Source organism: Micromonospora sp. CNZ322 (assembly GCF_007827755.1).
Window position 1 is genome coordinate 50,268 of sequence record NZ_VITD01000023.1, and the last position, 22,724, is coordinate 72,991.

The 22,724-nt window shown below is 72.2% G+C and carries 23 protein-coding genes; 9 read left to right on the forward strand and 14 right to left on the reverse strand.

Translation table 11 applies throughout. The annotated features are described in order from the left end of the window. The first annotated feature begins 44 nt into the window (after positions 1-44). Both FB453_RS32625 and FB453_RS32630 read left to right on the forward strand, forming a co-directional pair. Positions 45-2,117: a SpoIIE family protein phosphatase gene (locus FB453_RS32625; RefSeq protein WP_112586466.1), complete on the forward strand. Its 2,073-nt coding sequence runs from the start codon at positions 45-47 to the stop codon at positions 2,115-2,117. Positions 2,118-2,164: 47 nt separating this feature from the next. Further along, positions 2,165-2,596: a hypothetical protein gene (locus FB453_RS32630; RefSeq protein WP_145796417.1), complete on the forward strand. Its 432-nt coding sequence runs from the start codon at positions 2,165-2,167 to the stop codon at positions 2,594-2,596. A 69-nt stretch (positions 2,597-2,665) separates the two neighbouring features. Here FB453_RS32630 and FB453_RS32635 read toward each other — a convergent pair whose 3' ends face one another. Continuing rightward, entirely contained in the window at positions 2,666-4,024 is a 1,359-nt protein-coding gene (locus FB453_RS32635) for an FAD-binding oxidoreductase (RefSeq protein ID WP_145796420.1), read from the reverse strand. Positions 4,025-4,120: 96 nt separating this feature from the next. Here FB453_RS32635 and FB453_RS32640 point away from each other — a divergent pair, with 96 nt between their 5' ends. Together FB453_RS32640 and FB453_RS34545 are read left to right on the forward strand one after the other, a co-directional pair. Then, on the forward strand, positions 4,121-6,217 hold the full coding sequence (locus FB453_RS32640; RefSeq protein ID WP_145796422.1) for a S9 family peptidase: 2,097 nt from the start codon (positions 4,121-4,123) through the stop codon (positions 6,215-6,217). A gap of 19 nt (positions 6,218-6,236) precedes the next feature. Then, positions 6,237-6,413, forward strand: coding sequence for a hypothetical protein (locus FB453_RS34545; RefSeq protein WP_157743131.1), 177 nt, complete (start codon positions 6,237-6,239; stop codon positions 6,411-6,413). Positions 6,414-6,446: 33 nt separating this feature from the next. Here the strand turns inward: FB453_RS34545 and FB453_RS32645 are convergent, their stop codons facing one another. The 6 genes from FB453_RS32645 to FB453_RS32670 form a co-directional block, all read right to left on the reverse strand. Beyond that, positions 6,447-8,564 (reverse strand): bifunctional polysaccharide deacetylase/glycosyltransferase family 2 protein, encoded by a 2,118-nt coding sequence (locus FB453_RS32645; RefSeq protein WP_145796424.1) that lies wholly within the window; start codon positions 8,562-8,564, stop codon positions 6,447-6,449. Between the two features lie 2 nt (positions 8,565-8,566). Next, complete coding sequence (locus FB453_RS32650; RefSeq protein ID WP_145796426.1) at positions 8,567-8,992, reverse strand: superantigen-like protein SSL4; 426 nt, start codon at positions 8,990-8,992, stop codon at positions 8,567-8,569. A gap of 105 nt (positions 8,993-9,097) precedes the next feature. Continuing rightward, complete coding sequence (locus tag FB453_RS32655) at positions 9,098-10,633, reverse strand: FtsX-like permease family protein (protein ID WP_145796429.1); 1,536 nt, start codon at positions 10,631-10,633, stop codon at positions 9,098-9,100. Continuing rightward, entirely contained in the window at positions 10,630-11,331 is a 702-nt protein-coding gene (locus tag FB453_RS32660) for an ABC transporter ATP-binding protein (protein ID WP_145796431.1), read from the reverse strand. The genes FB453_RS32655 and FB453_RS32660 overlap by 4 nt, the downstream gene beginning before the upstream one ends. Continuing rightward, positions 11,328-11,864: a PadR family transcriptional regulator gene (locus FB453_RS32665; RefSeq protein WP_145796434.1), complete on the reverse strand. Its 537-nt coding sequence runs from the start codon at positions 11,862-11,864 to the stop codon at positions 11,328-11,330. Before FB453_RS32665 ends, FB453_RS32660 begins: the two co-directional genes overlap by 4 nt. A gap of 150 nt (positions 11,865-12,014) precedes the next feature. Continuing rightward, entirely contained in the window at positions 12,015-12,599 is a 585-nt protein-coding gene (locus tag FB453_RS32670) for a TIGR03086 family metal-binding protein (protein ID WP_112698807.1), read from the reverse strand. A gap of 31 nt (positions 12,600-12,630) precedes the next feature. Between FB453_RS32670 and FB453_RS32675 the strand changes: the two genes are divergently transcribed. Continuing rightward, positions 12,631-13,458 (forward strand): helix-turn-helix domain-containing protein, encoded by an 828-nt coding sequence (locus FB453_RS32675; protein WP_145796436.1) that lies wholly within the window; start codon positions 12,631-12,633, stop codon positions 13,456-13,458. Between the two features lie 14 nt (positions 13,459-13,472). Here the strand turns inward: FB453_RS32675 and FB453_RS32680 are convergent, their stop codons facing one another. Genes FB453_RS32680 through FB453_RS32705 form a run of 6 tightly spaced genes read right to left on the reverse strand, consistent with a single transcriptional unit; the run spans position 13,473 to position 19,070 of the window. Further along, complete coding sequence (locus FB453_RS32680) at positions 13,473-15,002, reverse strand: SpoIIE family protein phosphatase (RefSeq protein ID WP_186718697.1); 1,530 nt, start codon at positions 15,000-15,002, stop codon at positions 13,473-13,475. Between the two features lie 13 nt (positions 15,003-15,015). Next, positions 15,016-16,377, reverse strand: coding sequence for a sensor histidine kinase (locus tag FB453_RS32685; protein ID WP_145796440.1), 1,362 nt, complete (start codon positions 16,375-16,377; stop codon positions 15,016-15,018). Next, positions 16,374-17,387 carry a SpoIIE family protein phosphatase gene (locus FB453_RS32690; RefSeq protein WP_145796470.1) on the reverse strand — a complete coding sequence of 338 codons (1,014 nt, stop codon included), beginning with the start codon at positions 17,385-17,387 and terminating at the stop codon, positions 16,374-16,376. Before FB453_RS32690 ends, FB453_RS32685 begins: the two co-directional genes overlap by 4 nt. Next, the gene (locus FB453_RS32695) at positions 17,384-17,803 is read right to left on the reverse strand and encodes an anti-sigma regulatory factor (protein WP_145796443.1); all 420 of its coding nucleotides are present in this window, start codon (positions 17,801-17,803) and stop codon (positions 17,384-17,386) included. Before FB453_RS32695 ends, FB453_RS32690 begins: the two co-directional genes overlap by 4 nt. Further along, complete coding sequence (locus tag FB453_RS32700; protein ID WP_145796446.1) at positions 17,800-18,210, reverse strand: STAS domain-containing protein; 411 nt, start codon at positions 18,208-18,210, stop codon at positions 17,800-17,802. Before FB453_RS32700 ends, FB453_RS32695 begins: the two co-directional genes overlap by 4 nt. Further along, positions 18,210-19,070: an STAS domain-containing protein gene (locus tag FB453_RS32705; protein ID WP_145796449.1), complete on the reverse strand. Its 861-nt coding sequence runs from the start codon at positions 19,068-19,070 to the stop codon at positions 18,210-18,212. The genes FB453_RS32700 and FB453_RS32705 overlap by 1 nt, the downstream gene beginning before the upstream one ends. Before the next feature lie 163 nt (positions 19,071-19,233). On the opposite strand from FB453_RS32705, the gene FB453_RS32710 reads away from it, so the two are divergent. Then, positions 19,234-19,590, forward strand: coding sequence for an STAS domain-containing protein (locus FB453_RS32710; protein ID WP_145796451.1), 357 nt, complete (start codon positions 19,234-19,236; stop codon positions 19,588-19,590). 13 nt (positions 19,591-19,603) lie between these two features. Here the strand turns inward: FB453_RS32710 and FB453_RS32715 are convergent, their stop codons facing one another. Continuing rightward, a complete protein-coding gene (locus FB453_RS32715) occupies positions 19,604-20,755 on the reverse strand; it encodes an MFS transporter (RefSeq protein ID WP_486480572.1) in 1,152 nt (383 codons plus the stop codon). Positions 20,756-20,967: 212 nt separating this feature from the next. On the opposite strand from FB453_RS32715, the gene FB453_RS32720 reads away from it, so the two are divergent. From FB453_RS32720 to FB453_RS32730, 3 genes are all read left to right on the forward strand, one after another. Beyond that, on the forward strand, positions 20,968-21,648 hold the full coding sequence (locus FB453_RS32720) for an FCD domain-containing protein (protein WP_145796472.1): 681 nt from the start codon (positions 20,968-20,970) through the stop codon (positions 21,646-21,648). Positions 21,649-21,687: 39 nt separating this feature from the next. Then, positions 21,688-22,149 (forward strand): large conductance mechanosensitive channel protein MscL, encoded by a 462-nt coding sequence (gene mscL / locus FB453_RS32725; protein WP_145796455.1) that lies wholly within the window; start codon positions 21,688-21,690, stop codon positions 22,147-22,149. An 81-nt stretch (positions 22,150-22,230) separates the two neighbouring features. Next, on the forward strand, positions 22,231-22,482 hold the full coding sequence (locus tag FB453_RS32730; RefSeq protein WP_089018164.1) for a hypothetical protein: 252 nt from the start codon (positions 22,231-22,233) through the stop codon (positions 22,480-22,482). Positions 22,483-22,724: the final 242 nt, after the last annotated feature.

Below are 22,724 nucleotides of genomic sequence, written 5' to 3' on the forward strand. Positions count from 1 at the left end.
TGATCGGCTTGGCACCCGGCAGGGGGACGGTGGAGGATACGGGGGTGTCAGCCGAGGCGGGGCCCGCGACGGCCGGGGCCCGGGACGGGGCCGTCCGGCGTGTGCGGCTGCCCGCCGACCGCCGTACGCCGGCCGCCGCCCGCGCCGTGGTCCGCTCGGTGTTGACCGAGTCACACCTGGACGAGCTGGCCAACGAGGCGCTGCTGCTCACCACCGAGCTGACCACCAATGCCGTCGAGCACGCCCGCACCGAACTGGACATCGAGGTCGTCGCGGACGAGATCGGGCTGACCGTCACCGTCTCCGACTTCGCCCCCGGTTCCGGCGACGAGCTGACCGTCGGCGACCGCAACGACTCCACCGAGATCAACGAGGTCTCCGTGCGGGGCCGGGGCCTGTTGTTGGTCGACCACTTCGCCAGCCGCTGGGGCACCACGTACCTGCCCACCGGGAAGGGCGTCTGGTTCCGGCTGGACCGCCCCGGCGCCGACCAGCCCTCCAGCGGGACCATCGGCGAATCGACACCGGCCAACGCCGGCCCTCGGACGAGCGCCGACGGGTCCGCGCCGAGCGCCAGCGCGATGAGCGAACTCATGCAGACCGCCCCCGACCTGTACGGGGACGACCCGTTGCCCGACTTCGCCACCAGCCTGCTCAGCCGGGTCGCCGAGATGGTGGGCGCAGCCGGCGGCACGATCCGTCTGGACCGTGGCGACGGGCAGGGCAGTCAGGTGCTGGCCCGCTTCGGTCGGCCGCCCCGCCCCGGCATCGACCTGCTCCGGGTGCCACTGACGGTGCACCGCCCGTACGCCGGGGAGTTGGAGTTGGACGCCGCGCCCTCGGCGTACGCCCAACCGTTGGCGGTGCTCACCGCCGAGCGGCTGTCGCTGCACCTGGAGAACGACCGGCTGCGCCGGGCCGACGTCCGCCGGCAGGTGTGGCTGACGTTCCTGGCCGAGGCGAGCGAACTGCTGGCCCAGTCGTTGGACGTCGACCTGACCATGGCGCTGGTGCCGCAGTTGGTGGTGCCGCGACTCGGCCAGTGGTGCGCTGTGCACACCACCGACGAGTGGGGTCGGCTCCGGCTGGCGGCGGCCAGCCACGCCGACGAGTCGATGCTTCCGCAGTTGCACAAGGTGCTGGCGGAGACCGGGCCGGACTCGATCCAGGCCCGCCTCCGCGAGGCGTCCCGCAGCGCGGCGCAGATCCCCCTGGGCGGGCCGATGGAGGGTTTCGCCGTCCCGCTGATCGCCCGCGGGCAGCGGCTCGGGACCCTGGCGGTGGGGCGGCACCAGCGGCACCGACACGACCCGGACGAGGTGGCCGTGTTGGAGGACGTGGCCCGACGGGCCGCGCTGGCCATCGAGAACGCCCGCATCCACGCCGAACGCCGTCGGGTGGCGCAGACGCTCCAGCAGTCTCTGCTGCCGCCGGTGCTCCCGCTGGTGGACGGGATCGGTTTCGCCGCCGAGTACGTCCCGACCGGCGACGACGCCGAGGTGGGCGGCGACTTCTACGACGTGGTGCCGCTTCCCGACGGGCGCTGGCTGGTGGTGATCGGTGACGTTTCGGGCAAGGGTGTCCAGGCCGCCGCGGTGACCGGGCTGGTCCGGGACGTCATCCGGGTGCTGGTCGGCGACGGCAAACCGTTACCGGAGGCGCTGGCGCGACTCAACGAGACACTTGTCGAGCGCGGTAGCGGTCGCTACTGCACGCTGGCGCTGGCAGCGGTCGGGCAGGGCGAGGGTGACAAGTTGGACGTCTCGCTGCACCTCGCCGGGCACGACCGGCCAGTGCTGCTGGCCGCGGCGGGCGGCGCCGGGTTCGTCGGCACCGGCGGCACCGCGCTCGGCCTGCTCGACACGATCACCTCGCCGACGGCGAAGATCACGCTCGCGCCGGGCGATTCGCTGATCTTCTACACCGATGGCGTCACCGAGCGGCGGCGTGGCCGGGAGCTGTTCGGCACCGACCGACTGCGGGACGCCGCCGCGCCCCTGGCCGGATATTCGGCCGACGTGGTGGCCGCCCGGCTGCGCGCCGCGGCGATCAACTTCTCGGTCGAGCCACCCCGGGACGACATCGCCGTCCTGGTGCTCCGCAACGACGCGACCTGACCGCGGCGCGGCCCCCGAATCTCGGGCCGGTCGGTAGATTGACGGCCATGACGAGCGCCGCGCAGGTCACGTCGTACTCCCGGCCGGCGGTCCGGGCCCTGATCGTCGCGCAGTTCGCGACCATCGGCGCCTTCCTCGCCGTGCTGCTGCTCTACGTCGGTCGGATGACGAGCGCCGGCGTCGACCCGGCCGAGATGTTGACCGGCGCGTACGACCCGAAGGACATGCTCCCGTTCGGGATGAGTGGGCTGAACCCGTTCCTCTGGCTCTATGCCGTGGTCGGGGTGCTCTACCTGACGGGTGCGGTGCTCGCGCTGCCGTTGGCGATCGTCGCAGTGGTGCTGGTCGCCAGGGAGCGCGAGGCCCTGCCCCGGGCGACCCGGTCACTGCTGCTGGCCGGTGCGGTCGGAGGCCTGCTGGTGCTGGTGGCCCGCTTCACCCCGCCGCTGCTGGACATGCACCGGTGGTGGCTGGACTGACCTCGGCCGGGCCGCACCGGCCGACAGGCTCACCCGGCCGCGCCGAGGGCTCATATGGCCGGTCAGGCCTCACAGGCCGCCGGGGAGCCGCCCGGGCGCGAGCCGGTGCTCCGGATCCAGGTGCCGCTTCGCGGCCCGCAACTGGGCCAGGCCGGCCAGTTCGCCCCAGAGGTCGACCGCCTGGCGGACCGCCGCCGGAGCGGAGACCACCACGCAGCGGCCCTGCCGGGCCAACAGCACCCCTCGGACGGCGGCCAGAATGGACGCCACCCGATCGGCTGCCAGTGCCCCCGGCAACGCCGCGTGCACCACGCCCAGCCCGGCGGACCCACGCACCGGCACCGGCGCGCCGGCCGCGTCACGTAGCGCGTAGACGGCGGCGTGCAGGTCGCCGATCGGCACCTCCAGGCGCAGCGCCGTGTCACCGGGCGCGAACGGGTAGCGGCGCCACCATGTCGGCGCGGAGTGGGCGATCGTCGCCTCCCCGTGCAGCAGGCCGACCAGCCGCTCGGCACGCTCGGTGACGTCGGCGGGGCCGCCTTCCAGCAGCACCACCAGGCTGCCGGCCCGGGACGGAGCGCCGGCCCGGCCGGACATCGACGGATGACGCTCCCGGGCGGTGGCCGCCGGATGACCGGGCGGGTACGGCGTACGCGGGCGGGGGGTGCCTCCGGGCAGGTCCAGCTCGATGGCCGACGGCTCCAGCCGAGCGGCGAGGATCGTCCGGACCAGGTCGTGCACCTCCAACGGCGTCCACACCGGGCGGGACACCCAGAGCCTGCTCGCCGGCACCGGCTGCACCCGCAGGCTCGCCGACACCAGCACGCCGAGCGCGCCCTGGGAGCCGCAGAGCAGGCGGGCCAGGTCGAGCCCGGGCGCGCCACCACCGACGCTGATCAGCTCGCCGTCGGCGGCGAGGTAACGCACACCGAGCAGTTGGTCGCAAGGGCTGCCGTGGCGGTGGCGCAGCGGGCCGGCCTCGCCGGCTGCCAGCACACCGCCCAGTGTCGCGCCGGGCGAGGGGGCGTCCATCGCCAACCGCTGCCCGGTGCGCTCCAGGGTGGCCTGAACCGCCCGCAGTGGAGTGCCGGCCCCAACGTCGGTCACCAGCGCGTCGACCGGCTCGTGACCGATGCCGGCCAGCCGGCCGGTGTCGAGCAGGATGTCGACCTGGACCGGAGTGGCACCCCAGTCGATCTTCGTGCCCGCACCCCGGGGCACCACCGTCAGATCGTGCACGGCGGCCAGCCGCAGCACCTCGGCGGCGGCGTGCGGGCCGCCCGGAACAGCCACCCAACGCGCCGGTCGCCCCGCCACCTCGTCGGCCGGCCCGGCCAGCCGGGAGAACGGTGGACCGCAGATCGCCGCCAACCGCCGGGTGATCTCGAGGGCTCCGGACCGGCCGAGGGAACTCGCTGCTGCCGCCATGCCGGCCATCGTACATGTGTTCGAAAGCCGTGGTGGCGAGTATCGGGATGCCGCTGGTCCGGCGCGCTGCGCCTGCCGGCCGGTAACGTGGCCGCCGTGACCACCGAGACTGCCCCGCCCGCGGCGAAGCGGGTGCCCAGCGAGCGCACCCACCACGGCGACACAGTCGTCGACGAGTACGCCTGGCTCGCCGCCAAGGACGACCCGGAGACGATCGCCTACCTGACCGCCGAGAACGAGTACACCGACGCGCGTACGGCACACCTGGCCGACCTGCGCACCGACCTGTTCGAGGAGACTCGCCGGCGCACCCAGGAAACCGACCTGTCCGTGCCGACCCGCAAGGGCGGGCACTGGTACTACACCCGGACGGTCGAGGGACAGCAGTACGGAGTGCAGTGCCGCCGGGCGGTCCGCGACGGTGAGACCGACCCGCCGGTCAGCGCGGACGGCGCCCCGCTCGACGGCGAGGAGGTGCTGCTCGACGGCAACCTGCTGGCCGAGGGGCACGACTTCTTCTCGCTCGGTGCGTTCGACGTCAGCCCGGACGGTCGCTGGCTGGCCTACTCCACCGACTTCTCCGGTGACGAGCGCTTCACCCTGCGGGTGAAGGACCTGACCACCGGCGAGCTGCTCCCGGACGAGGTGCCGGACACGTTCTACGGCACCGCCTGGTCGACCGACGCCTCGGTGCTGTTCTACGTGACTGTGGACGACGCCTGGCGGCCGAACCGGGTCTGGCGGCACACCATCGGCTCCGCCGCCGCCGACGACGTGGTGGTCCACCAGGAGGACGACGAGCGGTTCTGGGTGGGGGTGGAGCTGACCCGGTCGGAGAAGTTCATCCTCATCGACGTGCACAGCAAGGTGACCAGCGAGGTGCTGGTGATCCCCGCCGGCAACCCGACCGGCGCACCGGCCGTGATCGCCCCCCGCCGACAGGGCGTCGAATACACCGTGGAGCACCACGGCCACCGTTTCCTGATCCTGCACAACGACGGCGCGGAGGACTTCGCGCTGGCGTTCACCTCGGCGGACGTACCGGGCGACTGGGTGCCGCTGATCGAGCACACTCCCGGCACCCGGCTGGAGGCCGTCGACGCCTTCGCCAACCACCTGGTGGTGTCGCTGCGCACCGACGGGCTCACCGGGCTGCGGGTGCTGCCGGTGGGCAGTGACGATGGGCACGACATCGACTTCCCCGAGCCGCTGTACAGCGTCGGGTTGGACGCCAACCCGGAGTACCGCACCGGCCAGGTCCGGCTGCGTTACTCGTCGCTGATCACCCCCGACTCGGTGTACGACTACGACCTGGTCACCCGGCAGATGGTGCTGCTCAAGCAGAAGCCGGTGCTGCCCGGGCCGGACGGGCGACCGTACGACCCGGCCGAGTACGAGCAGCACCGCGACTGGGCGCTCGCCGACGACGGCACCCGGGTGCCGATCTCACTGGTCTGCCGCGTCGGCACCCCCCGCGACGGCTCGGCGCCCTGCGAGCTGTACGGCTACGGCTCGTACGAGGCCAGCATGGACCCGTGGTTCTCGGTGGCCCGCCTTTCCCTGCTGGACCGGGGCGTGGTCTTCGCGGTGGCGCACATCCGGGGCGGCGGTGAGCTGGGCCGACGGTGGTACGACCAGGGCAAACTGCTGGCCAAGAAGAACACCTTCACCGACTTCGTGGCGTGCGCCCGGCACCTCGTCAAGGCCGGCTGGACGGCAAGCGACCGGTTGGTCGCCCGGGGCGCCTCGGCCGGTGGCCTGCTGATGGGCGCGGTGGCCAACCTCGCGCCGGACGCGTTCACCGGGATCGTGGCGCAGGTGCCGTTCGTGGACGCGCTCACGTCGATCCTCGACCCGTCGCTGCCGCTGACCGTCACCGAGTGGGAGGAGTGGGGCAACCCTCTCGACGACCCCGAGGTGTACGCGTACATGAAGTCCTACACGCCGTACGAGAACGTGGCCGCCGTGGACTATCCCGCGATCCTCGCGGTGACCAGCCTCAACGACACCCGGGTGCTCTACTCGGAGCCGGCGAAGTGGATCGCCCGGCTGCGGGCGGTCGCCCCGGGCGGCGACTACCTGCTGAAGACCGAGATGGGTGCCGGGCACGGCGGCCCGAGCGGTCGCTACGACTCCTGGCGCGAGGAGGCGTTCATCAACGCCTGGATCCTGGACCGCATCGGCCACGCCTGACGGCGATCGGGGGGCGGTCATGACCGACGAGGACGAGGACGGGGCGGAGGCCGGCGCGCCGCCGGGTGCGGCCCGGCGCGCGTCCGCCTGGATGATCCTCGCGATCGTGGCCGCCGCCCTGCTCGTCTGCTGCTGCTCGGCCGCCGTCGGCCTGCTGATCTCCTGGTCGGCCGGCCTCTTCCACACCCCGACCTGACCGGCGGACGGCTGACGCCGCATCGAGGTGGCGTCAGCCGCGGCCGGCCCCGACCAACACTGCCGCCTCGCCGGTCCGCACCATCCGCTGCCAGCGCAGCCGGTTGCCGATCAACGCGGTGACCACCGACTGCACCACCACCAGGTACATGAGCTGCCGGTAGACCAGCTGCTGGAACGGCAGTGTCCACAGTGGGCCGTACCGCTCCCGGTCCAGTCGCAGCGCGTACGCGGCGGTGGCCGCCTGGAGCAGCAGCAGTCCCGCCCAGGCCAGGGCGAGGGTCGACCAGGGCAGGAAGAGCAGGCCGTACACGGCGAACACGTCGACCGCCTGCGCGGTGAGTGGCAACACGATCTGGAACACCGTGAGGTACGGCAGGCCGCGCCGGCCCAGTTTGCCTCCGGCACCCGACTCGCGCAGCGCGTGCCGGTGCTTCCACATCGCCTGCATGGTGCCGTAGCACCAGCGGTAGCGCTGCCGCCAGAGCTGGCGCAACGACGACGGGGCCTCGGTCCAGGCGATGGCCGACTCCTCGTAGACGACCCGCCAGCCGGCCCGGAGCACCTTCATGGTGAGGTCCGTGTCCTCGGCCAGCGTGTCCGACGGCACCCCTCCCACCCGCAGCAGCACCTCGCGGCGGAACGCGCCGATCGCGCCGGGGATGGTCGGCATGCACTCCAGCACGTCGTACATCCGTCGGTCGAGGTTGAAGCCGATCACGTACTCCAGGTGCTGCCACCGACCGAGCAGCCGACGCCGGTTGGCGACCTTGGTGTTGCCGCTGATCGCGCCCACCGACGGGTCGGCGAAGCCCTGCACCAGGCGGTGCACGGTGTCCGGCTGGAAGACGGTGTCGCCGTCGACCAGCACCAGAAGGTTCGCCCGGGCCGCCCTGATGCCCGTGTTCAGCGCCGCTGGCTTGCCGGCGTTGGCCTGCCGGATCACGCGTACCCCGCGCAGTCGCATCCGCTCGACGATGTCGGCGGTGCCGTCGTCCGACCCGTCGTCCACCACGATCACCTCCAACGCCGGGTACGCGCTGGCCAGCAGGGAACGAACCGTGGCGGCGATGTTCGCCGCCTCGTTGTACGCGGGCACGATCACCGACACCGGTACCCGCACCTCGGGACGGTCCCGGCGGGGCCGGCGGACGCGGCGCACGTGCCGCTGGGCGCAGATCACCTGCACGGCCAGACGCGCCACCCCGAGCACGAGTGCGGTGGCGAGGAGGAAGTTCATCACCTCGGCGGACCAGCGGGCACCAGTCTGGGTCCAGCGCAGTGCGGTGCCGCTCAGCCGGGTACCAGTGCCCGCCGGGACCATCGACGGTGAGGCGTCGATGCCGGCGGAGACGGTGGTGAACCGGTAGCCCTGATCGCCGAGCGCGGGCAGCAGGCGGTCCAGCGCGGCGAGGGTCTGCGCCCGGTCACCGCCGCCGTCGTGCATCAACACCACCGCTCCCTGTCCCCGCTTCGGGGTGGCAGCCCGCACGATCTGGTCGGTGCCGGGGCGCTGCCAGTCCTTGGTGTCCAGGTCGGTGAGCACCGCGACGTGCCCGGCACCGGCGGCGGCGCGCAACGCGGCGTACTCGGACCCGGTCAGCGCCGTCGGCACCGAGGAGAACGGCGGCCGGAGCAGGGTCACTTCCCGGCCGGTGGCCGACGCGACCGCCTTGCGGGTCAGCGACAGTTCGAGGTCACGCCGCCAGGGCGACACCTCGGCGAGGTCGGCGTGGGTGAACGTGTGCGACCCGATCTCGTGCCCCTCGGCGAGGATCCGCCGGACCAGTTCGGGGTGCTCGTTGACCCGGGCGCCCACCACGAAGAAGGTGGCGTGCGCGCCGTGCCGACGTAGCACGTCGAGGACCTGTGGCGTCCAGCGCGGGTCCGGCCCGTCGTCGAAGGTCAGCGCGATGGTGCGGTCCGGCAACGCCCGGCTGACCGGTTCGGCACGATCCAGCCGTAGCACCGGGCCACCCGAGCTGACGGCGGCCGGCACGTCCGACGCGGGCTGTGCCGTGGCGTTTCCCGAGCCGCCCGCGAGACCGCTCAGCAGGCCGTTGACGGTGAGCGCCGAGAGCAGCAGGAGCAGCCCGAGCAGGAGCAGCAGCCAGTGCGCCCGAGGGTCTCGCCGGGCCACGTGTCTCGCCATCGTCACTGCGGCTTACCGGGCGACCTGCTCGGCTTGGCGGTCTTGCGGTGCTCGTCGCCACGGCCCGGTTGGTCGGTGGCGGATGGCGTCCCGGTGGCCGTGGCGGCCGTGGTCGGGGATCGGTCGCTGGTCGGGGTGGCGCGCGGCAGCGGCGCTGACGTACGGGCCGCCGGCGACGGCGACGGCGACTCGGCCACCCGGGGCGGCTTGACCCCGTCCACGCCGGCCTCCACCGGGCGCGTCCCCCTGGAGTCCTCCGACCAGCCGGGCAGCGGCACCGACGTGTCCAGGAAGAGCCCCGCGGCGATCAGGACGAGGCTGGTGAGCAGGCCGAGGCCCATGGCGGTGCCCGCGATGACGGTCAGCCGGCGGCGACGCCCGGTGCCGTCGACGAACACCGGCGGGACAGAGCCCGGTTGACTGTGCATCTGGCAAACTCCCACCGTCACCACGCCGACAACCGGCGTCGGAGACCCGATGGGCCGGGTCTCCGTTGCACACAGCGGCACCGCCACCAGCGGCGTTACATCGACTCAGGTCGCGCGCAACTCGTCCAGGGCGGTGCTGACGCGCAGGAAGAGCAGGCCGACACCGATCGTCACCAGCACCGCGGCCAGGGCGCCGGCGCCGAGCCACGCGAGGTGCTCCAGAGGTACGGGAACGGCTCGCTGCACCTCGGGAATGTGCACGATCCGGTTGTACTGTGCGCTGGTGGCAGGGTCCTCACAGAGCGCTGCCGTGGCCTCGCAGATCATCGTCGACCCGCCGCCCGCCGACACCTTCTCCTCGGCAAGCCCTCGGCCGAGCAGCGTGCCCACGGTGAGCGCGAGCACGATCGCCGGTACGGCCGGCGCCAACGCCTGCCAGGCCACCGAACGGCTCAGCGTGGCGCGGGGCACCCCGGTGGCGACCAACGCGGCGTAGGCGCGTCGACGGGCGACGATCCCCTCGACCAGCGCGACGATCAGCCCGCCCGTCGCGATCAGGATGGCCACGGCGATCGCGCCATCGACGTAATCCATCGTGGACAGATAGAACGGGTTGGTGCCACCATCCAGCCCGGCGAACCGGCTCTGCTCCCGCTCAAGCTGGTCCTTGGTCCCGAAGTAGGCCCGCTGGGCAGCCGCGCCCCCGCCGAAGATCAGGGCGGCGAGCAGCGCCGCGAAGGTGCGGCTGCCCGCCCACGGGTCGGCCATCAGCCGGCCCGCCGCGAGCAGGGCAGCCGGACCGCGGGCGTGCCGACGCAACAACCGCCCGCAGTGGTACGACAGCCAGCCGGTGCCGATCACCACCCCTATCATCGCCGCGAGCGCGCCCACCGCGAACAACATCGGCACCAGCCAGGCCATCAACTCGTCGTCGTCGGCGAACCGGTAGACCACCGGGCGGATCACCGCGAACGAGGCCACGCCGAACCCGATCAGGAGCCCCGCCCACGGACCCGGGCCACGCTCGCGGGCGGCCTTGCGGCTCCCCCCGAGCGGGCTGGTGGTGACCGTACGCAGCATCAGGGCGGTGGCCAGCGCCGCCACGACCGGCAGACCGAGCACCATGCCGGCCAGCGCGCCGGTCGACGGCAGCACGTCGGTGGGCAGGGCCAGTTGACCTTGCGCGTCCGGTCGGTGCAGCAGATTGCGGCCGATCAGATGGACACCCAGCCCGACGAGCGTGCCGAGCAGAGCGGCCACGCCGGTCTCCAGCACCACCAGCCGGGTGACCTGCCCGGGCGTGGCGCCGGCCAGCCGGAGCGCGGCCAACCGACGGTCCCGCGCCGGCGCGCCGAGCCGGGCGCACTGACCGGCCAGCGCCAGCACCGGGACCATCAGCATCAGCAGCGCGAACGCCGTGCCGCCGCGCAACCCCGGCTGCGCCAACAGTGCGTTGTGGTACTGCTCCGACCACCTGTTCGGGTTCTCATCCGTCGCCGCGGGGGTGGGGATGGCCAACACGGTGAGCGCCGCGAGCCCGGCCAGGGTCGCCAGCAGGGCGCTGAGCGCGGTGAGCACCACCCGGGCGGTGTCGGTGCGGGTGCCGGCGAGCGCGAGTCGGAGCAGCGTCGTCGGTCTCACCGGGCGCCGCCGGCCAGCGGCGCGTCGAGCCCCAGGCCGGTGTGGTCCACCAGGCCGTCACGCAGCACGATCTCCCGATCCGCGTACGCGGCGATCCGCGGCTCGTGAGTGACCAGCACGACGGCGGTTTGCTGCTCGCGGGCGAGCCGGACCAACTGGGTGAGGACCTGCTCTCCGGTGAGCGTGTCCAGTGCGCCGGTCGGCTCGTCGGCGAAGAGCACCCGAGGCTCGGTCACCAGCGCCCGCGCCGTGGCGCAGCGCTGCTGCTGACCCCCGGACATCTCACCCGGCCGGACGTCGGCCACCTCGGCCACCCCGAACCGTTCCAGCCAGGTGAGCGCTGCCGTCCGTGCCTCTCGCCGCCCCGTGCCGGCGAGGAGCAGGGGCAGGGCGACGTTCTCGGCGGCGGTCAACTCGGCCACCAGCTGACCGAACTGGAACAGCACCCCGAACTCGGTACGCCGCAGCCGGGACCGGGCCGCCTCCGACCAGGTGTCGATGCGGTGCCCGCGCCAGGTGACCTCGCCGGCGTCCGGCCGGAGGATCCCGGCCAGGCAGTGCAGCAGGGTCGACTTGCCGCAGCCACTCGGCCCGGTGACGGCGACGATCTCGCCCTCGGCCGCCTCGAGCGTCACGCCGCGCAGCGCGGGTGTCGGGCCGTACGCCCGAACCACGCCGCGAGCCTGGAGTTGCGTCACGGATGCACCTCCCGGTGCCAGTCGGCGACCCGGCCCAGGGTGGCGTGCAGCCACCGCAGATCCGCGTCGAGGTGGGCGATCGCGAAATCGGCAGCGACCACGTCGCTCAGGGTGGCGGCCGGGTCGCCCTTGACCGTGGTCAGCTCACGCAGCCGTGCGGTGTGCGCGGCCCGCTGGGCGATCAGGTACGACCGGGCCCGATCGACATCGGCGACCAGCAGCGCCACCACGACCTTGGTGAAGAGCGTGCTGGCCACGTACGGCATGGGTGCTTCCACTGTGGACAACCACTGGTCCAGCGTTACCCGCCCCTGGTCGGTCAGCGCGTACGCGGTGCGATCCGGCCCGCCCACCCGGTCCTGCCCGGCGGCGGCCACCAGCCCGTCACGTTCGAGGCGGCCGAGAGTGGCGTAGACCTGCCCGAAGGCCAGCGGCCGAGCCCGCGGCAGCCGCTCGTCGTGCGCACGCTTCAGCTCATACCCGTGCCGGCTGCCCCCAGCGAGCAACCCGAGCAGAACATGCGGCGTGGACACCCCGCCCACTATTCACCCAGCGAATACCCAAGTCAACAACCCACCCCACCCCCGTGCGGTTGATCAAGAAGTTTGCGTCGCCAGTGCGCCAGGACTTGACGCAAACTTCTTGATCACCGAGGGCGGGGCAGGGGGTGGGAGGGGGTGGGGTTAGGGGGTTTGGGGCCAGGTGGGGGTGCGGCCGGTCTGGGTCAGCAGGTGGGCCAGGTCGGGGGCCAGGTCGGGGGTTGGAGTGGGGGCGGGCAGTGGGTCGGCGAAGACGCCCATCTTGCGGGCGGTGGGGCCCAACTGCTCCACCAGTGTGTGCAGTTCGGCCACCGCCTCCGGGGCCGGGTGGTACGGCTGGCCGGTGGCGACCGCGAGATCCCAGCCGTGCACTGTCAGGTCCAGCAGGGCCATACCGCCAATGGCGGACTGCGGCATGGGCATACGCGGTGACATGCCCTCCACGCTGGACGGGTCCGACCAGGCGGCGATCAACCGACCGGTCTCCACCTCGAAGCGGTCCCGCCAGCCGTCGCCCAGGTGGTCGGGCTTCTCGGCCCACTCCACCTGTCGTTTCTCGGCCAGGTCCTGAAAGTTGACCACCACCTGGAAGAGGTGGTTGAGCAGATCACGGACCAGGTAGTCCTGGCACGGCGTGGGCAGGTCCAGTTGGTCGTCGGAGATACCCCGTACGACATCGACGGTTCGCGGCGCGGCGGCCGCCAGCAGCTCGCTAGTCTGAGTGGACATAGGGCCAGCGTATGAGGGTGGTCTTGAACAAATGCGACAGCGACCGCGTGGCGACAGCCGGGGAATTCTCGACCCCGGGCGTCTGCTGCGCGAGGTGCGCTTCCGTCGACACCTGCCGGCGGAATCGCTGCGCCAGTGGGTCGAGCACTACTGGTTAATCGACTGGGTGTTGAGCGCGCCGTTCGAGCAACGGGTCGTGCCGCACCCGGCGGTCAACGTGGTGTTCCGGCGGGACGACGACGGGCCCGAGTCCGGCGAGGTGGCCGGGGTGGGCCGCGACCTGTTCCGGATCACGCTCAGCGGCACCGGCCGGGTGTCCGGGGTGCAGTTCCGCCCCGGCGGCTTCCACCCGTTCTGGCGGCGTGCGGTCAGTGAGCTGACCGGCCGCAGGGTGCCGTTGCCCGCCGGCCGGCTGACCCACCCGGACGCCCCGGTGGGCGCGGGCACGTTCCCGGGAGCACCCACCTCGGCGACCAGCGACGACGAGCGCTGCCGGGCGCTGGACACTCTCCTCACCTCCTGGCAGCCGGAGCCGGACCCGACGGCCGAGGAGGCCGTCCGACTGGCCGAGGCGATCCGCACCGACCGGACGGTGCTGCGCGTCGACGACTTCGCCGCGCGGCACGACGTTCCGGTCCGCCGGTTGCAGCGGCTCTTCCTGGAGTACGTGGGGGTCGGGCCGAAGTGGGTGATCCGCCGCTACCGGCTCCAGGAGGCGGTCGAACAGGCCGCCGGTGGCCCGCTCAGCTGGGCTGACCTCGCCGCCGACCTCGGCTACAGCGACCAGGCCCACCTGGTCCGTGACTTCACCGCCGTGGCCGGGGTGTCCCCCGCCGCGTACGCCCGCTCAGTGAGCTGAGGAGAGCTGACAGATCAGCGACGCCGCAGGACGACCACGGCGACGTCGTCCTGGATCTCCGGTGGAGCCAGTTCCACCAGCAGTCGGGCGCAGAACTGGTCCAGGTCACCGTCGACAGCCGCGGCGACCCCGGCCAGCGCGGCCAGCCCCTCGTCGATGGAGGCGTCCCGTCGCTCGATCAGCCCGTCGGTGTAGAAGACCAGCGTGGCCCCGGCCGGGACCACGAACTCCAGATCGGCCGGGCGCGGGGCGCGGATGCCGAGCAGCGGCGCGGAGTGCTGCACGAACTCGACCTTGCCATCCATGATCATCAGCGGCGGAAGGTGCCCGGCACTGGCCAACCGGACGTGTCCGGTCGGCGGGTGCATCAGCAGTACGCAGAGCGTCGCCACCTCGTTCGGCAGCAGCGTCCGCATCAGCTCGTTGACCCGGTGCAGGATCTCGCCGGGCTGGTGGCCCTCGACCGCGTACGCCCGCACCGCGTGCCGCAGCTCGGCCATCACAGTCGCCGCGTGCAGGGAGTGGCCGGCGACGTCCCCGATCGCGAGCAGCAGGTGCCCGTCGAGCATCACCAGCTCGTAGAAGTCGCCGCCCACCTCGGTCTGGGCGCTGGCCGGCTCGTAGCGCACCGCGAGGTCCAGGCCGGCCACGGTGGGCAGCCCACGCGGAAGCAGGCTGCGTTGGAGGGTGACAGCGATCCGGTGCTCCTCGTCGAAGGAGCGCTGCCCCTCCACGGCCGCCGCCACCGCCTGAGCCAGCTGCTTGAGCACCGGGGTCCGCGCGGTCTGGGTGGCGGTCGGGACCACCACGTACAGCGGGGCCCGGTCCTCGCGCAGTCGGGCGGCGGCGACTGTCACAGTGTCGTCCGCCGGCCAGTCGACGAGCGCCCAGTTCGCTGGGATCTCCACCCGGACTGTGGCACCGGTGGGCACCCCGGTGTCGTCGACGACCCAGGGCACCACGGCGGCCACCGCGCCGGGCCCGGCGCAGACACCCGCGAGGCAGTCACCGTCGAAGGTTTCGGCGATCACCGCCGCCGGGCTCTTGAAGATCTGGGCAGCGCCTTCGGCAGCGGCCTCCAGCAGGCGCGCGAAGGTCGGCGCCGCATGCACCGCGACGGTCGTGTCGGCCAACCCGAGCAGCCGCTCGGCGAGCAGTTCGGCGCGCTGGCGGGCCTGGTAGTAGCGCAGCACCGCCCGGGTGGTGGCGATCAGCTCCTCGGGCTCGATCGGCTCGGTCAGGTAGGCGTCAGCGCCCCGGGTCAGCCCCTGGGCGCGGTCGGCCACGTCCACTGCGTGCGCCGACACGTGGATCACCGGCATCGCCGGGTGCCGCGCCTTGATCTGTTCGCAGACCTCGTAGCCGCTCAGGTCGGGCAGCCGGACGTCGAGGACCACCAGATCGATCCGGTCCACCTCGACCCGGGCCAACGCATCGGCGCCGTTCTCGGCCTCCAGCACTGTGAACCCGGCCCGGGTCAGCCAGCTGACCAGCAGGTAACGCTTGGTACGACTGTCGTCGACCACCAGGATGGTTGTCGGCATGGCGTCCACGCCGTCACGCCCCGCCGGTGGGAAGGGAGACGGTGAATGTGCTGCCTTCGCCCGGCGCGCTGGTCAGCTCCAGTGTCCCGCCGAGCAGCGTCACCAACCGCCGGGCGTACGGCAGACCGAGGCCGGTGCCGCCGACCCGGGTGGCTCCGGGGATCTGGTAGAACTCCTCGAAGATCCGGTCGTGCAGCTCGGGGGCGATGCCCGGCCCGGTGTCGCTGACCTCGAACTGCCAACGGTCGCCGTTCTGGCTGGCCCGCAGCCGCACCTCGCCGCGCACGGTGAACTTCAACCCGTTGTGCAGCAGGTTGCGCAGCACCTGGCCGAGCAGCACCTCGTCGGTGCACAGCAGGGCCGGCCCGCTGGGCTCCTCCACGACCAGCTCCACCCCCGGGCGGGTGGCCAGCGCGCGCAGGGTGCCGCGCAGTTGACCGAAGACCGGCCGCAGGTCGACCTCGGCCAGCTCCGGCTCGATCCGCCCGGACTCCGCCTTGGCCAGGTCGAGGAGTTCGTTGACCAGGTTGAGCAGGTCCGCCGCCGAGGAGCGAATCAGATCGACCTGGCGGCCCTGCTCGTCGGTGAGCGGGTCGGAGGCGGAGTCGGTGAGCAGCCGCCCCAGACCGATGATCGCGGTGACCGGGGCGCGCAGCTCGTGGCTCACGTTGGCCAGGAACCGGCTCTTCGACTCACTCGCCGCGCGAAGCTGGGCCGACTTCTCGTCCAGCTCGGCGTAGAGGGCGACGACACCCCGGTTGGTCTCCTCCAACTCCTCGGTGAGCTGGTTGTAGAGCGCCAGCACGCCGCGGTTGGTCTCGGCCAGTTCCTCGTTCAGCACGGCCAGCTCGTCGCGCTGACTGCGCACCTCGTCGAGTGCGGAGATGAGCTGCCCGTTCTGCACTGTCAACTCGTCCAGCGCACTGCCCGGCGCGGTGCGGCCGAGTTCGGTACGGAACTCGGCGAGCCGCTCCGGGGTCGGCGTCGGCGCGTTGGCCGGGACTCGTCGGGACATCCGTACGACCGTAACCCCGTCGACGGTCGACACGCTCAGTGTGTCGACCAGTCGGGACACCGCGCCGGACTGCGGTTGGTAGCGATCGTCGGGCAGAGGGGACACCGGGGCCAGGTCGGCGCGCAGGTGGAACCGGCCGTCGGCACCCGCGTCGACGTGGAAGGAGACGTCCGCTCCCCCGGTCGTCCGCAGCAGGTCCCGGGCGACCTCGCTGAGCGCGGTGGCGATCCGCACCTGGTCCTGGTGTTCGAGGCCGATCACAGCGGCCACCTCGCGCCCCCGCTGACGGATCACGAAGATGTCCTGCTCGACCCGCAGTGCCATCTGGAGCAGCGGCAGCGCGGCCGGCTCCCCGATCATGCCCACGACCTCGCGACCAGTACGCAGGCGTCGTCACGTCGCACACCCGCGTCACGGAGCAGGGTCGCCGCCATGACCAGCGGAGATCGCTCCGCCAGGCCCGGGTAGTCGGTCATCCGCCACCGGTCGACCACCCCGTCGCTGTGCATCACCAGCCGGGCACCGGGACCGAACGGGTAGTCGTACTCCCGGATCGTCGGCCGTTGGTGGCCGGCGATGCCGGGCAGCGACACCAGCCCCCGACGGCGGCCGTCACCCTCGACGACCACCCCGGCGATGTTGCCCAGGCCGGCATAGTGCAGCACCCCGGCCTCCGGCAGCAGCTCGCCGACGGCGAGCGCGGCGCCCCGGGTGTGCGACATGCTCCGGTGCAGGTGACCGACCACCATCGCCGGTGGGCCGGCCGGGGCGTCGCGGAACGCGGCCAGCGCGGCGTCGGTGGCGGCCCCGGCCAACGGGCCGTGCCCCAACCCGTCACTGACCAGCACCTGGTGCCGCCCGTCGACGACCCGCACGGCGTAGCCGTCGCCGCTGATCGTCTCGCCGGTCAGCGGACGGGTGAGGGCGCCGGCCCAGGACGGCCGTGCCGCCTCGGCCGGCCAGACCTGCACGGCGAGGACCGTGCCCCGGCCGGGCAGCGAGTATCCGTCGAACCAGCTGGCCTGCCGGACGATGGCACCCAGACCGATGCCGAGTGTGCCGGTGGTGGAGTGCCCGTCCTGGGACGAGACGGTCAGGTCGGCCATGCCGGGCCCGGAGTCGATGGCCACCAACTCCACCCCGGCCTGCCCGGCGCGGCGTACCGGCCGGAGCAGCAGGACACCGTCGTCGGCGTGCTTGACCAGGTTGCTGGTCAGCTCGGCGGCGACGATGGCCAGGTCGGCGATGCGCGCCTCACCCATCTGCACCTGCGCGCCGAGGCGTTCGGCGGCACGCCGGACGGCACTCGCGGCGCTGCTGGCCTCCACCCGGAACCAGATGCCACTGTCGGTGACCGCGTCACCGTTCACCGGGACCACTTGGTGACCGTGATTCGCGTGCCGGTTTCCGTTGACGTCTCGATCTGGAACTCGTCGACCAGGCGGCGGGACCCACTGAGCCCGAGGCCGAGGCCACCGCCGCTGGTGTAGCCGTCGGTCATGGCCAGGTCGAGGTCGGCGATGCCCGGCCCGGAGTCGGCGAACACGATCTGCACGCCCTTGCGTCGGCCGTTGTCCACGACCGTCACCTCGACCGAACCGCCGCCGCCGTACACCAGGGTGTTGCGGGCCAACTCGCTGGCCGCGGTGACCACCTTGGTCTGGTCGACGAGGGACAGCTTGACGGCCACCGCCACGGCGCGGACCAGCTGCCGGACGCGCACCACGTCCTCGTCGCTGCGGACCGACTGCGCCTGTGGCTGGCCCAGGTCGATGCCCGCGGTCACGGCGTGGCCGTCTCGGCGTCCGGATCGTCGTCGTGCTGGTAGTCGAGCTCGTCGGCGTGGGCCGCCGCGATCAGTTCCATGCCACGCTCCACGTTCAGCGCGGTACGGATGCCGTTCAGCGACAGCCCGAGTTCGACAAGGGTGATGGCCACGGCCGGACGCATCCCGACCACCACCGTCTCCGCGTCCAGCACCTTGGAGATCGACGCAATGGTGGAGAGCATCCTCCCGACGAAGGAGTCGACGATGTCCAGTGCCGTGATGTCGATGATGACGCCGTGGCAGCCGGTGTCCACGATCCGCTCGGCCAGGTCCTCCTGGAGCTGGACCGCCGTCTGGTCGGACATGTCGAGCAGGATGGAGACGAGCAGGATGTCGCCGATCTTGAGGATCGGTACGCGTTCCATCAGACAGCCCGTCGCGGTTGGCGGCGGGCGGTCTCCACCCCGGTGAGTCGCAGCACGTGGCGCAGCGCGTCGGCGAGGCTCGCCTTGGTGGCGATGTCGCCGAACTCGATGCCGAGCGCCACGATGGTCTGCGCGATCTGCGGACGGATGCCGGAGATGATGCAGTCGGCGCCCATCAGCCGGGCTGCCACCACGGTCTTCAGGATGTGCTGGGCGACCTGGGTGTCCACCGCCGGTACGCCGGTGATGTCGATGATCGCGTACGGCGAGCTGGTGTCGACAAGGGTCTGCAGCAGCCGCTCCATGACGACCTGGGCCCGGGCCGAGTCGAGGGTGCCGACCAGCGGCACGGCGACGACGCCCTCCCAGAGCTTGACCACCGGCGTGGAGAGCTCGAGCAGTTGCTCGGCCTGGTCGGCGATCAGGCTCTCCCGGGTGCGGACGAAGCTCTCGAAGGTGAACAGGCCCATCTCGTCGACCAGCTTCGAGAAGGCGACGTAGTCCGGTAGCGCGTTCGGGCCGCCGGTCTCCTGCACCAGCTCGGCCAGCACGTCCTTGAGCGCGAAGATGCTGACAGTGGTCTCGGTGGCGGAGAAGCCCTGCCGGGCCCGGCCACGGGACAGCTCGGAGAGCGCGGCGCGCAGTTCGGCGGCGCTGTCGGCGGACAGGTCGATGATGCCCTGCTCGCCGGTGGAGACGATGGCGCGGTGCAGGTCCTGGACCTGTCGGCGCAGCTCGGCCTGGCTCAGCCGGCCTCGCAACGAACTGGTGACGATCTCGGTCCACCGAGTCGTGACCCGTTCGTCCTGCCTGCCGAGCAGCGCGACGAGCCGACGACTTTCTTCGATGCTCAACGCCATTTCGAACCCCCTTGACCTGGACCGGGCGGACTCTATCACCGGGGTCCGATCAACTACTTGCCCCGTGGCAACGGAATGACGATGGCCACCGGATCACGGCTCCCGTTCTACCTCCGACCGTGGTCGTGGGATACCGTTCCCCCGATAACAGGAGGTCTGGCGAATGTCGTTGACGGTGCACACGGAACAACGCGGCGACGTGGTCGTCGTGGCGGTCGCGGGCGAGCTTGACATGGCCACCGCACCGCAGCTGCAGGACCAGATCACCGACCTGCTCGACAAGGGCCGCAACCGGCTGGTGTTCGACCTGGCGGACGTCTCGTTCTGCGACTCGACCGGCCTGTCGGTCTTCGTCCGCGCCAAGAACAGCTGCGACGAGGCTGGCGGCGTGGTCCGGCTGGCCGCCCCGCAGCGCGGCGTGCTGCGCATCCTTGAGGTGAGCGGGCTGGTCGAGGTGCTGCACACCTACCCGACGGTGGATGAGGCAGTCGCCGGCGAATCGGCGCCGGCTTCCTCCTGACCGTCAGCGTGCTTCACTCGTCCTCGACGTAACGGGGACGAGCGATCGCCATGCCCGCCGTCGTCTGCACGGCAAGGGCACCCAGCAGGAACCCGATCGGCGCGGTCCAGCCGCCGGTGGCCTCGTAGAGGATGCCGACCATCAGCGGACCGAGGGCGGCGATCACGTACCCGGTGCTCTGCGCGAATGCGGAGAGCGCGACAGTGCCCTCGGCGGTGCGGGCGCGTAGGCCGATGGCGGTCAGGATCATCGGGAACGCGCCCTGACCGATCGCCAGCAGGGCGACCCAGAGCAGCGCGGCACCGTGCGGTGCGAGCGCCAACCCCAGGTAGGCCAGCGCCGACGCGGTGGTCAGCCCGAGCACCAGCGGCCGCAGGCTGCCGAGCCGACCGGCCAGGGTGGGCATCAGCAGCGCGATCGGCACGCCGAGCGCGGTCACCCCGGCGAGCAGCAGCCCGGCCGACTCCGGCTGGAAGCCGGCGTCGCGGAACAGTTGGGCCAGCCAGCCCATGATCGCGTACCCGCTGAGCGACTGCGCCCCGAAGTAGACGGCCATCGCCCAGCCGAGCCGGGTCCGCGCCGGCCGGACCCGCATCGGCGTGGCGACGACCGCTGTCGGGGTCGCCCGCCGCGCCGCGGCGCGGGTCCGCAGCGCCAGCGGCACCCACGGGAGTACGGCCACCGCGGCCATCGCGGCCCAGACGCCGAGCCCGGCCCGCCACGACCCGAAGGCGTGCGCGATCGGCACCGCGGAGGCGGCGGCCACCGTCGTGCCCACTGTCAACGCCATCGTGTACGCCCCGGTGACCAGGCCGGTGCGGTGCGGGAAGTGCTGCTTGACGAGCATCGGCAGCAGGATGTTGGCGACCGCGATGCCGGACAGCGCCAGCGCGCTGGTGAGCACGAAGATCAAGGCCGAGTCGGTGACGACCCGGAGCACCTGGCCAACGGCGAGGGCGAACATGGCGACCACCAGCACCCGGGCCGGCGCCACCCGGCGGACCAGCCACGGGGTGAGCGCGCCGAGGCCGGCGAACGCGATGGTCGGCAGGGTGGTGACCAGACCGGCGGTGACACCGGAGAGGCCCAGCCCGTCGCGGACCTCGTCGAGCAGTGCGCCGAGGCTCGTCACCACGGCGCGCAGGTTGAGCGCGACCAACAGCATCCCGACCAGCACCAGCGCGCCACCGGTCGCCGGGTGCGTCCGCCGGCCGGTGCCGGGGTCCCGCGTCGGGCGAGGGTCGACGGCGGGGGCGGGCAACGCCGGAGCGGCGGTTGGTGGCGGGGTCATGACCCTTAACCTACAATCATGGGATGAATTTGGGACCGGTGATGTAACCAGTGCCACCGTCGGTTGAATTCCCCTCCGCGCCGCCCGTGCCGCCCCGCGGCCAGCCCGCCGTGCCGCCCCGCGGCCACCGCGTCCGGCAGACCACCGAGCAACTCCGCGCCCGGATCCTCGGCGGCGAATGGCCCGTCGGCGGGCGCATCCCCACCGAGCCACAACTGGTCGCCGCGCTGGGCGTCGGGCGCAACACGGTCCGCGAGGCGGTCCGCGCCCTGGTGCACGCCGGGGTGCTGGAGTGCAGGCAGGGCTCTGGCACCTACGTGGTGTCCACCGACGAACTGGCACCGGTGGTCGCCCGCCGACTCGGCGACGACCGGATGACCGAGGTCATCGAGGTACGCCGCGCCTTCGAGGTGGAGGCCGCCCGGCTCGCCGCGTTGAGGCGTACCCCGGAGGACCTGGCGGCGCTCGACGACGCGCTCGCCCAGCGCGAGGCCGCCTGGCACGGCGGCCGGGTCGACGCGTTCGTCGAGGCCGACGCGGCACTGCACACGGCGGTGGTCGCCGCCGCGCACAACGCCATGCTCGCCGAGCTGTACGCCTCGGTGGGCACCGCCCTGCGCAGCACTGTCGCCCAGGCCATGGGTGGGGCGCTCACCCCCGAGCGCTACGTCGACCACAACCGGCTGGTCGAGGCGATCCGGGCCGGCGATCCCGGCCGGGCGGCGCTCGAAGCCGGCGCTTTTCTGGAACCCGCCGAACGGGCATAGGTTGTGCCCGACAGAAAAGCGGACACCTCGGGAGTACGAATGCTCAAGGGCTTCAAAGACTTCATCATGCGCGGCAACGTCGTCGACCTGGCGGTCGGTGTCGTCATCGGCGCCGCGTTCACGGGCGTGGTCACCGCCCTCACGACCTCGTTCCTCAAGCCGATCATCAAGCTGGTCGGCGGCGGAGAGGACCAGTTCGCCGGCCAGTGGAAGATCAGCGAGGGCAACTACATGGACTGGGCGGGGTTCCTCAACGCCCTGATCACGTTCCTGCTCACCGCAGCGGTGCTCTACTTCTTCGTGGTGTTCCCGATGAACAAGCTGGCCGAGCGGCGGCAGCGGGGCGAGGAGCCGCCGCCCTCGGCGCCGAGCGAGGAGGTCAAGCTGCTCACCGAGATCCGGGACGCCCTGGTCTCCGCCGGCCACACCACCCCCGGCCAGCAGCGTGGGGCGCTCGACGACGTGCTGGGCCGCCGCCCGGAGCCGCCGACGCAGCGCTGACCCGAACGGATGCACATCGGCCCCTGTGGGATTCCCGCAGGGGCCGCACCTTCTCGTACGTGTGTTCGATAGAGTCCCGCCATGGAGCAGCGAAAGCACTGGTGGAACGGGAAGTGGGGGCGGCTGGCCCGGCGGGACGTCTTCCTGCGGGTGGACGCCGACCGGTGGCACGTCGAGCAGCGGGCCGGCGGCGCCGAGGGCATTTCCCGTTTCTACGAGTACGGCAGTGCGGACGAGGCCGAGGAGACCGTCCGGGCGCTGCTCGACGGCCCGGACACCTGGCGGGAGCTGTCCCCCCGCCCGCCCGGCGGCTGGACCCTCCCGAACAGCTGAGTGGGCGGAACGCCGTCTGCGCGTGTGCCGTGCGCCGTGCGTGCTGGGCGGTGCGCCGTGTGCGTGCTGCATGCCGCTGGCGTCGCGGTCCGTCGCCCGCCACCTTGCGCGCGTGAAGACGGTATTGCTTTCGACGGTTATGACTCTGAGGCATAAATATGGGTCTTGTGACGTGTCTGTGGGTGGTTGGGCGCGTCGTTTATGGCGCACGCCGTTGTCCTGCCTAGGTTCTGGCTTGTCGA

Excerpts from the sequence above, each read along its gene's own strand:
- FB453_RS32630 (WP_145796417.1), top strand. The coding sequence starts at position 2,165 with ATGACGAGCGCCGCGCAGGTCACGTCGTACTCCCGGCCGGCGGTCCGG.
- FB453_RS32635 (WP_145796420.1), bottom strand. The coding sequence starts at position 4,024 with ATGGCGGCAGCAGCGAGTTCCCTCGGCCGGTCCGGAGCCCTCGAGATC.
- FB453_RS34545 (WP_157743131.1), top strand. The coding sequence starts at position 6,237 with ATGACCGACGAGGACGAGGACGGGGCGGAGGCCGGCGCGCCGCCGGGT.
- FB453_RS32645 (WP_145796424.1), bottom strand. The coding sequence starts at position 8,564 with ATGGCGAGACACGTGGCCCGGCGAGACCCTCGGGCGCACTGGCTGCTG.
- FB453_RS32650 (WP_145796426.1), bottom strand. The coding sequence starts at position 8,992 with ATGCACAGTCAACCGGGCTCTGTCCCGCCGGTGTTCGTCGACGGCACC.
- FB453_RS32670 (WP_112698807.1), bottom strand. The coding sequence starts at position 12,599 with ATGTCCACTCAGACTAGCGAGCTGCTGGCGGCCGCCGCGCCGCGAACC.
- FB453_RS32675 (WP_145796436.1), top strand. The coding sequence starts at position 12,631 with ATGCGACAGCGACCGCGTGGCGACAGCCGGGGAATTCTCGACCCCGGG.
- FB453_RS32680 (WP_186718697.1), bottom strand. The coding sequence starts at position 15,002 with ATGCCGACAACCATCCTGGTGGTCGACGACAGTCGTACCAAGCGTTAC.
- FB453_RS32685 (WP_145796440.1), bottom strand. The coding sequence starts at position 16,377 with ATGATCGGGGAGCCGGCCGCGCTGCCGCTGCTCCAGATGGCACTGCGG.
- FB453_RS32700 (WP_145796446.1), bottom strand. The coding sequence starts at position 18,210 with ATGGAACGCGTACCGATCCTCAAGATCGGCGACATCCTGCTCGTCTCC.
- FB453_RS32705 (WP_145796449.1), bottom strand. The coding sequence starts at position 19,070 with ATGGCGTTGAGCATCGAAGAAAGTCGTCGGCTCGTCGCGCTGCTCGGC.
- FB453_RS32710 (WP_145796451.1), top strand. The coding sequence starts at position 19,234 with ATGTCGTTGACGGTGCACACGGAACAACGCGGCGACGTGGTCGTCGTG.
- FB453_RS32715 (WP_486480572.1), bottom strand. The coding sequence starts at position 20,755 with ATGCTGTTGGTCGCGCTCAACCTGCGCGCCGTGGTGACGAGCCTCGGC.
- mscL (WP_145796455.1), top strand. The coding sequence starts at position 21,688 with ATGCTCAAGGGCTTCAAAGACTTCATCATGCGCGGCAACGTCGTCGAC.
- FB453_RS32730 (WP_089018164.1), top strand. The coding sequence starts at position 22,231 with ATGGAGCAGCGAAAGCACTGGTGGAACGGGAAGTGGGGGCGGCTGGCC.